Origin of the sequence: Leucothrix pacifica (assembly GCF_003172875.1) — a bacterium.
Lineage (GTDB): Bacteria > Pseudomonadota > Gammaproteobacteria > Thiotrichales > Thiotrichaceae > Leucothrix > Leucothrix pacifica.
The window spans coordinates 1-3,461 of the sequence record NZ_QGKM01000141.1 but is presented as its reverse complement, the minus strand read 5'-3'; the positions used below and the strand labels follow the sequence as shown (position 1 = coordinate 3,461).

Here is a 3,461-nt window from a genome sequence, read left to right as displayed (position 1 = left end):
ACTACTCTTGACCATAGCTCGCGCTCTTCTTGCTTCTAACTATTATCTAATTCCAGTGAAAGCAGACCCTATATCGCTAACTGGAGTTGACTTATTAAAAAGTATTATTGAAGAAAAAAAAGAAAACTTTGCTTTAGACTTATCTTGTGCTGGATTAGTTCTAACACTTACAGAAGAAAATACTACGGTATATAAAAATGCAAGGACTAACCTATCTGAGGATAAATACTGGAAAAAGTATCTATATAAACATGGAATGATAAAAAGAACTGCAATTGCCAAAGAGCAGTTAAACCAGGCTCACATTCTTGAGAGTGGAGATCCTGAAACTAAAAGACGATTAACAGCAATTGTGACAGAATTCATTAATAGGACCGATAATAATGAATGAAAGAATAAAAAATAAAAATATTACAAATGCAACTAAGTTGAAGCATGCTATTGATTTTATAGAGGAACTGTCGTGGCTTCTAGAGTCAAAAGGAAAGCTAAAATTAAGTGAAATTCCTAATATATTGAGAGATAGTTCATCGTCAACTGAGAGTGTAAAAAGTTCTACAAGAAAATACGTATCTCCTAATCCTAATATTCACTATTTGATAGGAGTATTACCTAGGTTGTTTCAAGATACAAAAATATTTCCAAAGAATGAAGATATAGTCGCATTTGCAAATGAAGTACTAAATATAGATATAAATCGCTCTGATAAAAGATCAAGATATGAATTAATTGGACTAATAGTCTGTGAGTCTAATATGCTAAATGATAATGCTTTAGATGTCTTAGTAGAAGCATTAACTAAAATAACAGAAGATACAGAGAAAATCAGACAAATGGCTAAAGAAAGATCAGTGGTAGGGTTTTCTTGGAATGAAACAATAAGAAGGTTAGCGGACAAAGATGACTCGTGAGTGTACTCAAGATTTTTTATTACTTAAGAAGTATATTACCGATTATAGTATTAACCGTAATCTAGAAGAAGATTCATACTTAGCTGTAGCAAAAAGAATACATAAGGCATACTTCTCGCTTGTAAATTGGCATGCTGAGTATCAGTATCAACAAAGTTTTTTTTCAGAAAACTATTGTGATAATGATAAGGTTATAGTTCGTTTGTCGGAAGTTTTTTCTGATATTGGATCTTCAAAATTTAACTGGTTGAATGGGTCATACAAAGCATCACGTGTTATGTTGAGATCTGCGATAGAAAATTTCGTTCGATCAATAAGCGCTATCGGTGATAGAGAACTGTTAAAAGAGACTAGTGTTTACTCATTGTTTGAGAAAGCGGGAAAATCTGAGATCTTTACCTCATCAGAGAACATTAATAATTCTTACAAGAATTTGCATTCTAAATATAAAGAACTGTGTAGAGATACTCATACCTCCAGTAGTGAAAATATGGAGAATATAACGTCGTTGATTGACTATCCAAAGTATGATGAAGAAAAATCTAAATCTACGGGTGCATTATTTGTAAGTACTGCGAAAAGTATACTGGTTATATTATGTCTTATTTTTAATGAGTTATTTCATAATATGCATTATAAGAACAAAGAGAATATCCTAGAAGCAATCCCTAGGTCTATTCGACCTCTAGTGTTAGTTCCTTGAAATAATAAATTCTAATAGTTTTTCCATAATATGTGGATAAACTAATATTAAAGCCCCTACTTGAGAAACTTATGGATCAGCCTAGTCTAGATAATAGTATCAAAAATTATACTTTTTATTATGATGAGTCTAATAACGTGAGAAAATTGACTCTTCTTGATGGGAAATACAATATTGATAATCACCAAAGTAAAGTTTCCTCATCGAACTTTGTATTAGCTGGTATAGTGAAAAATAATAATTCAAATGATCATAGCTTTGATGATTTATTCAGTGAATTGAATATTCAAAAAACAGCTAAAGAGTTAAAGTTTAATCAAGTAGCGAAAGGTGAATTTGAAGATGTTTTAAAGTCAAGAAAGCTTATGATATTATTGAGGTGGCTTCTAAATAGTAATTATAATATTCATTATTTTAATTTGAATATGGAATATTGGGTTTTTCTAGATCTAATTGAAGATCTAGTTTTACATGTTAGTAAAGAAAGAATAATAAGTGACGAGATTTTGGATTCTAGGCAATTTCATTATAAGGATGCATTGTATTGTTTGTTGAAGTTAAGGAAAGAGGCATTTTTGAATATTGCTAACAGATACGGTTATCCTAAAATATCTAAGGCGTATGCCAAAAAATTTATATCTGAAATTTCTTCGTTAGCAAAAGAAACGACATTGCCGAATAATAGATTCAGATATGATGTTTCGACCGTCTCTTCAATGAAAATAAAGAGCTTACATAAATTTTTGAGATTGTGTAAGGGCGTTGATGATTTAACTTTAACATACAATCACGAGAGAGGAGTGCTAATAGATGGTTTGTCTTTTTTCTACTCCGATAGACTAAGGAAATTTAATCACTCAATACATATTTTTGATAATGAATATGATATTGAAAGAGAAATTAAAGATATTTCTATTTGGGACGACACAGTGAGAAATTCTACATTCAAATTTGTAGAATCAATAGAGCATAAAAAAATTCAGGTGTCTGATGTTGTTGCAGGTCTTTTTATGAGATATTTTACTTTTTTAAATAAATATGAGTTGGCAGAAACTCTTAATATTAAGGGAGGTTTTAACTCTACTCAGGCTGAAAATATTAATCTTATGAAGTCTCTAATCTATAAGTCAGCTGCTGAGTGTGAACAGTTTTTATTTTATTCAATGTCAGTATCTGAAAGTGATAATCATAATGCTTTTTTGTTTGATAGGTGAAATTTATAAAACTAGTATTGCTAGTTAGAGGTTTGGTTTTTGGGGAAAACTCTTGATCGAAGACCAGTTTGTAAACCAAGCCTCAAACACCGAAGGTCGTACCGCATACCGCGCAAAATTCCCTTCATGTAAACTCAACAACTCTTCTTCCACCATCTCCTGAAACTCAGCCGCATCCGCTGGGTCTATCTGCGACTCACTCCACTCCTTCACAAACGCAAACGCATCCGCACGAGACAGCGTGTTATTCAGCACGTCACTCACCACCGCTTTTAACGAATCCCGATAGCGAAGTCTAAGCGGGTCTGGCTCGCCTAAAGACTGGCGCACGGCGGTATATCGTTCAGCGGAGCGTTCATAAGCCCAAATAAACACTTCCTTGAGTAAGCGCGTGTCATTTAGCTCATACACTGACAGCGTCGCTTCTACGTATATCTTTTCAGGTACACCAATAAACGGAGCTATGGTCAAGAGTAGTGTCTGAGAAGAATTCTACGCCGCGTCCCGGTTTTTCTCAGTTACCTCGATTCCATCTTTAAATGGTACGCCTTCGATTACCTTTGCCAGGTAATCAAATCCTCTTAATCTGTGCCAGCGCTTTTGCGCGCACTCACCCAGCTTGAACATCATGTG

5 protein-coding genes and 1 pseudogene are annotated in these 3,461 nt (G+C 33.5%); 4 read left to right on the top strand and 2 right to left on the bottom strand.

Annotated elements, in window-relative coordinates; all coding sequences use genetic code 11:
• From DKW60_RS23910 to DKW60_RS23410, 4 genes are all read left to right on the top strand, one after another.
• Positions 1–391: ParA family protein (locus DKW60_RS23910; RefSeq protein WP_219988909.1), on the top strand; the 391-nt coding region annotated here is incomplete at its 5' end.
• Entirely contained in the window at positions 384–911 is a 528-nt protein-coding gene (locus DKW60_RS23420) for a hypothetical protein (RefSeq protein WP_109840051.1), read from the top strand. The genes DKW60_RS23910 and DKW60_RS23420, both read left to right, overlap by 8 nt.
• Positions 901–1,614 (top strand): hypothetical protein, encoded by a 714-nt coding sequence (locus tag DKW60_RS23415; RefSeq protein ID WP_109840050.1) that lies wholly within the window; start codon positions 901–903, stop codon positions 1,612–1,614. The genes DKW60_RS23420 and DKW60_RS23415 overlap by 11 nt, the downstream gene beginning before the upstream one ends.
• A gap of 71 nt (positions 1,615–1,685) precedes the next feature.
• Positions 1,686–2,828 (top strand): DUF3800 domain-containing protein, encoded by a 1,143-nt coding sequence (locus DKW60_RS23410; protein WP_109840049.1) that lies wholly within the window; start codon positions 1,686–1,688, stop codon positions 2,826–2,828.
• A 24-nt stretch (positions 2,829–2,852) separates the two neighbouring features.
• Here DKW60_RS23410 and DKW60_RS23405 read toward each other — a convergent pair whose 3' ends face one another.
• Together DKW60_RS23405 and DKW60_RS23400 are read right to left on the bottom strand one after the other, a co-directional pair.
• Positions 2,853–3,299, bottom strand: a complete 447-nt coding sequence (locus tag DKW60_RS23405; protein ID WP_109840048.1) for a hypothetical protein — start codon at positions 3,297–3,299, stop codon at positions 2,853–2,855.
• A gap of 21 nt (positions 3,300–3,320) precedes the next feature.
• Positions 3,321–3,461, bottom strand: a pseudogene (locus DKW60_RS23400) (IS256 family transposase); the annotation flags it as partial.

Coding starts and splice junctions, on each gene's coding strand:
- DKW60_RS23415 (WP_109840050.1), top strand. CDS start 901: ATGACTCGTGAGTGTACTCAAGATTTTTTATTACTTAAGAAGTATATT.
- DKW60_RS23420 (WP_109840051.1), top strand. CDS start 384: ATGAATGAAAGAATAAAAAATAAAAATATTACAAATGCAACTAAGTTG.
- DKW60_RS23410 (WP_109840049.1), top strand. CDS start 1,686: ATGGATCAGCCTAGTCTAGATAATAGTATCAAAAATTATACTTTTTAT.